The 6297-nt window shown below is 39.7% G+C and carries 7 protein-coding genes and 1 pseudogene; 4 read left to right on the forward strand and 4 right to left on the reverse strand.

What is annotated here, in order from left to right; genetic code table 11:
- Positions 1 to 101 precede the first annotated feature (101 nt).
- Positions 102 to 422, forward strand: coding sequence for a heme oxygenase (isdG, locus tag CSV70_RS06035; protein ID WP_085131012.1), 321 nt, complete (start codon positions 102 to 104; stop codon positions 420 to 422).
- A gap of 81 nt (positions 423 to 503) precedes the next feature.
- Here the strand turns inward: isdG and CSV70_RS06040 are convergent, their stop codons facing one another.
- The 3 genes from CSV70_RS06040 to tatA form a co-directional block, all read right to left on the reverse strand.
- A complete protein-coding gene (locus CSV70_RS06040; RefSeq protein WP_099626866.1) occupies positions 504 to 2252 on the reverse strand; it encodes a GMC family oxidoreductase in 1749 nt (582 codons plus the stop codon).
- Between the two features lie 17 nt (positions 2253 to 2269).
- Complete coding sequence (locus CSV70_RS06045) at positions 2270 to 3109, reverse strand: gluconate 2-dehydrogenase subunit 3 family protein (RefSeq protein ID WP_099628410.1); 840 nt, start codon at positions 3107 to 3109, stop codon at positions 2270 to 2272.
- Positions 3110 to 3183: 74 nt separating this feature from the next.
- Positions 3184 to 3384 carry a twin-arginine translocase TatA/TatE family subunit gene (tatA, locus tag CSV70_RS06050; protein ID WP_085131009.1) on the reverse strand — a complete coding sequence of 67 codons (201 nt, stop codon included), beginning with the start codon at positions 3382 to 3384 and terminating at the stop codon, positions 3184 to 3186.
- A 450-nt stretch (positions 3385 to 3834) separates the two neighbouring features.
- On the opposite strand from tatA, the gene CSV70_RS16870 reads away from it, so the two are divergent.
- Both CSV70_RS16870 and CSV70_RS16875 read left to right on the forward strand, forming a co-directional pair.
- Positions 3835 to 3921: a nucleotidyltransferase domain-containing protein gene (locus CSV70_RS16870; protein WP_099626890.1), complete on the forward strand. Its 87-nt coding sequence runs from the start codon at positions 3835 to 3837 to the stop codon at positions 3919 to 3921.
- An 86-nt stretch (positions 3922 to 4007) separates the two neighbouring features.
- Positions 4008 to 4124 (forward strand): annotated as a pseudogene (locus CSV70_RS16875) (DUF6366 family protein); the annotation flags it as partial.
- 332 nt (positions 4125 to 4456) lie between these two features.
- Here the strand turns inward: CSV70_RS16875 and CSV70_RS06065 are convergent.
- Positions 4457 to 5080, reverse strand: a complete 624-nt coding sequence (locus tag CSV70_RS06065) for a hypothetical protein (RefSeq protein WP_099628411.1) — start codon at positions 5078 to 5080, stop codon at positions 4457 to 4459.
- Positions 5081 to 5236: 156 nt separating this feature from the next.
- Between CSV70_RS06065 and CSV70_RS06070 the strand changes: the two genes are divergently transcribed.
- The gene (locus CSV70_RS06070; protein ID WP_099626868.1) at positions 5237 to 5803 is read left to right on the forward strand and encodes an NADPH-dependent FMN reductase; all 567 of its coding nucleotides are present in this window, start codon (positions 5237 to 5239) and stop codon (positions 5801 to 5803) included.
- Positions 5804 to 6297: the final 494 nt, after the last annotated feature.

The following is a 6297-nucleotide window of genomic DNA, read 5'->3' on the forward strand; positions in this document are numbered from 1 at the left end:
CTGGCTTTTTAATGGTTGACAATGATAATGAGATTCATTATCATTTAAGTTAATTGCTAAAGAAATTATATGTTTAAGCTGAATAAAAGGGGGAAATAAATATGATTATCGTAACAAACACCAATAAGATTATTAAAGACCGTGGACATGAATTGGTTACGCGTTTTGATAAAAAAGGAAAAGTAGAGCAGATGGAAGGGTTTTTAGGTCTAGAAGTATTGTTCACGGACAATTTACCAGACTATGACGAAGTGACGATCAGTACCCGTTGGGAATCAAAAGAAGCTTTTGAGGCATGGACGAAAAGCGATGCATTCAAGGAAGCGCATTCTCATCGCGACGGACAGCCGAGTTATGTTATTAGCAATAAAGTATCATTCTATGATGTTAGGGTAGTACGGGATCCGATCGTTGCGATGTGACCGCAAGCACCGTGTTTAGCTTTTTAGAAAAAAATCACCTCTCACTTTCATACTGCCAAGTGAGAGGTGATATTATAGATATTATGCTTTGACGCTAGAAGATTTTGGTTTCGTTAAGAGACCGCCATTTTCTTTCAAGTATTTTTCAATACCTTCAGCTGCACGGTATGAAAGGGCACCGATTGTTGGTGTAGGGTGGTGACTACTAAAGTGAGGTAGTGCAGATCCGCCAACGACGAATAAGTTTTCCATTTCCCACAGTTGTAAGTAGTTATTTACTGCAGACGTTTCTGGGTCTTCACCCATCGCTACGCCGCCAATATAGTGCATACCTTCGTAAGCGTGGTCAAATTGATCTGGTAATTCGTCTTGATCAATAATATCCGCGCCCATTGCTTCAACGATTTCAGTACATTTTTCAATACCGAATTTCGCAATGTTCTTATCTTGTTCTGTTAGTTTGTTTGTAATACGTAATAATGGATCTCCGAACTCATCTTTATAAGTAGGATCTAAGTCCATGAAGTTGTGCCACCAAGGCATAACTGCTGCCGAGTACCAAACCGTTAATGTGCGGAAAGCGTAGAATAGAGATTTCTCTTTAAATTCTTCACCCCATGTTGGTGTACCTTTAGGGACAAAGTTATTCTTAATCGCCGCATCTCCGTATTGACGAAGTTCGATTCCGCCACCATGAATGAAGTCTAAATCCGTGTGGTCAAATAGGTCAGCGTCATAATCACTTACAGCGCCACCCAATCCACCAGCACCCATATAGTAGTTGAATTTCTTGTCATTAAAGAATCCTGTCGCCCCTAGGAAAGTACTGTTGAATTGTCCCGTAAAGTTACGGCCAATCGTTCCTTTTCTAGTCTCAGGGTTATAGATTTCACCAATATCCGATAACATCAGTAAGCGGTTATTTGAGAATGTGAATGCCGCAAGAACGACAACATCAGCTGGTTGTTCAAATTCTTGACCAGTTCTTGTATCCGTATATAAAACGCCCGTCGCTTTACCGTCTTTGTGTATAACTCTTCGTACGAGTGAATTGGTTCTGATTTCACAGTTACCTGTTTTTCGTGCAGTTGGGATAACTGTTGCAAGAGGATCTGATTTTGAACCGAAGTCACAGCCGTACATTGTACAGAATGAACAGAACATACATTGGTTCAACGTTTCACCATCAGGATTCGTATACGTTTGCGACATGTTTCCAGAAGCCATTTGATACGGGTGTAAACCGATTTCTTTTGCAGATTCTTTGAAAAGTTTAATCGCAGGTGAAGCTAACATTGGCGGGTTTGGATATTCATTTGATCTCTTGTCCCCAAGTGGATCTGGTTCTCCTGAAATCCCAGCCGTTTGTTCCCATTTAGCATAATAAGGCTCTAATTCGTCATAAGTAATTCCCCAGTCACGGATTTGCATCCCTTCTGGAATTTTACCTTCTCCGTAACGTTCAATTGTTTTCGAACGAATTTCGAAGTCATAAGAACGCCAGCGGTATACGGAACCTGCCCAGTGCATACTTCCGCCACCAAGGTCTGTCCCCGTATTCATATCTTTTTGTAAACGTACAGGTAATGCAGCATCGCCGATCGAAACACGAGATGTAATCGTATCGCCTGTTAATTTTTCAATCATTTCATGTCTGTTTGTATAACGTAGTTCATCTTTAACACCTATAAAATCTGAACGTGTTTGATCTTTACCACGTTCCAACATTACGACTTTATAGCCTGCTTTGGAAAGTTCAGCTGAAACAATTCCGCCAGCCCAACCACTACCAACGACTACAACGTCTACTTTTTCTAATTTTTTAGCCATTTATGCGTCCTCCTAAATTAAAGCCCTTGGTAATTACGTAAACTTGAAGGCTCCATTACAATAAACTCTTCTTCTTCGATTTTATCTAAAAAGCTCATGATTGGCCCAGGGTATTCTTTCATTCTCCAAGCTTCCATATTACGATTTCCACCGTAAACAGGATCTGCATAGACGCCTTCGATCGTTGTTTTTCGTAACAACTTAAAGAAATCTGAGGAATCTACTCCACTGAACTTCACTTCACCTTTTTCAAACATTTGTAAAATTTCATCTTGCTGTTCAGGTTCTAGATTAACAAATCGATCATCAAATTTATCTTGTGCAGTTTGCTCCATTGCGTTAATGCCTTCAAGGAAAAATGTACCTCTTGTCATTTTTGTTTGATAGTTAGCCGTTCCAGCTGGTATTTTCACAACGGAAGACGATGTAATCACTTCGTTATTTTTTCGTTTTTCTTCTTGATAAACGTCAGTTTTTACAATCGATGGGAAAGGACCGTGCATATAATCATTCGCATTTCTTCCCCAGTTACTTGCACATTGACGGTCAATGAAATACGGCACACCTAGTTCGATTGCACCCATTCCATTTTTATTCTCTGGGTAAATTCTTTCTGTTGCAGCAGATAGCAACGCAAAGTCTTCATTTCGACTGAAAAACGTACGCGCATCAAACGTAACTTGTTTACTCGCTTGTGGTGTTGCTTCTTCCTTTGTACCTTTTTGGAACTGATTCGTTAGCAAACCACCAAAGAGAGAGCCACCTAAAAGTCCACCAGCGACAAGACCGCCACTCTTCAAAAACTTTCTTCGACTTAAATCTTGAGTATCTTGATTGGGATTTTTATTATTTGTCATAGTTTAGTTCCTCCTTCACATTTGTCATGAAATGTGGCGACTTTTGCCGAGGCAAGTGTAATCGCACCGTCTACTTACTTTATTGACTCAGACTTTTCTATTTCAGTTTTCTTGTCTTTGTCGTCTTCTAAAATGTCTTTTGTTGCCTTTTTAAATTCTGCTAACGTTTTCCCGACAGCGGAACCAATTTCAGGCAATTTTCGTGGTCCAAATAAAATTAAAATAATTACTAATATAATTATTAATCCTGGTACACCGATCGATGCTAAACTCAAATAACTCCCTCCTTTTACATTAACTTTACATATCTACAATGTATTGGTAGAGCTCTAGCTAGTCTGCTAAATTCGTAAGGGAATTCTGGCCCTCATATATGATAGTGTTATTCGACAAAAAATGCAAAGTAATTTTACTAACCTTTTTTAGACAAATTTATTATATGAATAAATTAAATAATCGTACTAAATGCTATAATGGGAACATTTCGAAATGGGCATAGAGTCCGGTGTAGTCGCAACGTTACAGACGACGAATTACTAATCCGACCTGTGAATTTTCACCAATACAATGGTCATGACTATCATGATTAGTATGAGCAATCAAACGTAGGGTGAAATGATGTATCGATTTGAAGTTTTCTTTTAAGGAAGGTAATGAGGATGTATAGAGATGAAGTGAGAAATCTTTTAGTTAATAATAGTGCATAGAAGTTCAATCCGGCTTTCATCATATTATTCGGTTCATATACGGAAGGAACGACCCATGTAGATAGTGATAGGGATCTGGCATATCTCAGTAATAAAGAAATATAAGGAGTGATAAAATGAGTAAAGATAATGAAACTCCTGAAGAAAGACGTGAAAGGATAAGGCAGAAGGAGTGAAAGCATCCAGCTAGCAGTATGCATGGAAGCGTACTTTCTGATTTAGTAGGTGACTTAAGTTGGAAAGGTACTGGTCTGTTGATTCTTTTATTAATAATAGGCTCTATTATATATGCTATTTTCATTCGCTAATCGGGTGCTTTTAACGAATGGTTTGTATAGCACTCATATAGTTCATCGGAGAGAAAACCTTCATGAAAGAGCTTTCGCGAGTAGAGTTGGTATTGCTGAAGCTAGATTGTCTCGATAAAAGAAGTTGAATTTTGTGATCGGGCAGAAAACGTTTTCTATGTATCCTTGAAGAGTGGGTTGATAAATAGTATATGTAAAAGCTAATTCATTTTGCTGTCAACTAAACTACCTAAAAAGTCTTCGTTCTATGGTGAAATGAAGACTATTTAGGTAGTAGCTTTCATGTGTACTAATCAATTACAGAGGTCAAAAATTCCATCACCTGCTTTTTACTATTTACGCACTTCTAGCGTCCCCAACATTTGTTCAAATCGTGCACCATGACCTTCTTGTGCTTCTAGGAAGTAGTTCTCTTTTATGAGCAATGTCCCACCATCTACTTCCATCATATAGATCGTCACGACTTCGCTATCCGGTTCTTTTCCTGCAGTTCCATGCAAAGAAAGGGCGTTTACTGGTGTGGAAATAGTCTTTTCCTCAAGCGGCATACTGTATTCCTGTTTCATATCTTCCTTTACACTTTCTGGCGTTTGATCTTCGACGTATAGAAATGTCATATTCACCTCAGGATAATCAGTAGGGATTGCGACAATAGGACTGAGCTTGTCTTCTTTCTCACCGTTTTCAAACGTATAGTATGCTGGATCGATGTACAGCGAGTACACGGCATTGCTGCCTTCGACGAGGTCCATTGTGATAGTGGAGTCTTCACCTTCAACAGATAGAACAACATCCATCGTTGGTTCGCGGTCAGGCAACGCAGTAGGTATTTCAGGCGCTATGTCAACAGGTGTTTCAGCGGATGGCTTCACTTCTTTAGTAGGTTTTTCGGCTTCTGAATTACAACCGACAAGTAGCAGTGACATAGCAAAGCTTGCGTATATGATTTTTTGCATATGACAACCTCCTTTAGAATGGGCCTCAGAACTTCTTTATATATATACGTTTAAACGACGTTCAAGGTTTCACAAGCTAAGCAAATTATTAGAAATAAAAATAGGCAAGCGCTATGATAAAACCTGCAGATATTAAATACAAGGGAGATTTTCATTATGACAATTAAAGTCAAAGCGGTAATCGGAAGTACAAGTTCCACTTCATACAATTTAAAGTTAGTACAATTTATGGCTGAGCGTTATAAAGAGGAATTGGAAATTACACCGGTTCTCATTAATGACTTAGAAATGTTCTCTATTGATATTGAAAGCGAACCACCTGTAGCCGTACAAACATTTAAAGCTGATGTGAAAGATTCAGACGCAGTGATGTTCGCGACACCTGAATATAACTTCTCTATTCCGGGCGCAATGAAAAATGCGTTGGATTGGTTGTCACGTGGCGGGGACTTTACGTTGCACGGCAAAACAGGCTTTATTGTTGGATCATCAATGGGAGTTTTCGGTTCAGTGAGAGCACAGATCCACTTACGCGAAATTCTTTCTAACCCGGCACTAGCGCCAAACTTGTTGCCAGGTAATGAAGTATATATCGGTGCTGTTCACACAAAAATGGATGAAGAAGGAAATATTACGGATGAAGCTACAATCGCATTCCTTGATACTGTAGTACAAAATTTCATCGCATTCCATAAGAAACAACAAGCAATCGCACACGCATAAGTAGGATGAATGTTGCTGTCCAAGTCGTCATTATTTTAAATGACGACTTGGACAGCTCTTTTTTGATACGAAATAGTATGCGATAAGAAAACAAAAGGCTGCAGAGGTGTTGGGGATGGGGATTGGTGCTTCGGAGTGGACGCTTTCCTAGAGGGCCCGCGGTGAGCCAACTGTCGAGCTGATCCTCTGGGAGTCGCCTATCCTACGCGCCAAACCCTTGCAATGTAAGTGGTAAATACTTTTCGTTGTGCAATGAAATAAGTGTTGTAATAGGTTTTGAACTTTAGTACTTGAATCTATATAAATTGAGACATTACAATAATTCACACACTAACTACAGTGACTGACCTAAGTAACACAACTATCCACGTAGGATGGAAGCGGAAGTTGGGGCGACTCCTGGAGGATCAGCGTGAGTTCGAGACCCTGGACTGAACGAAGTGAGGGAAGCGGCTCGGGCCACGCCCTCAGGAAAGCGTCCGCCAACTGGAGCT

Source organism: Sporosarcina sp. P25 (assembly GCF_002743235.1).
GTDB lineage: Bacteria > Bacillota > Bacilli > Bacillales_A > Planococcaceae > Sporosarcina > Sporosarcina ureae_B.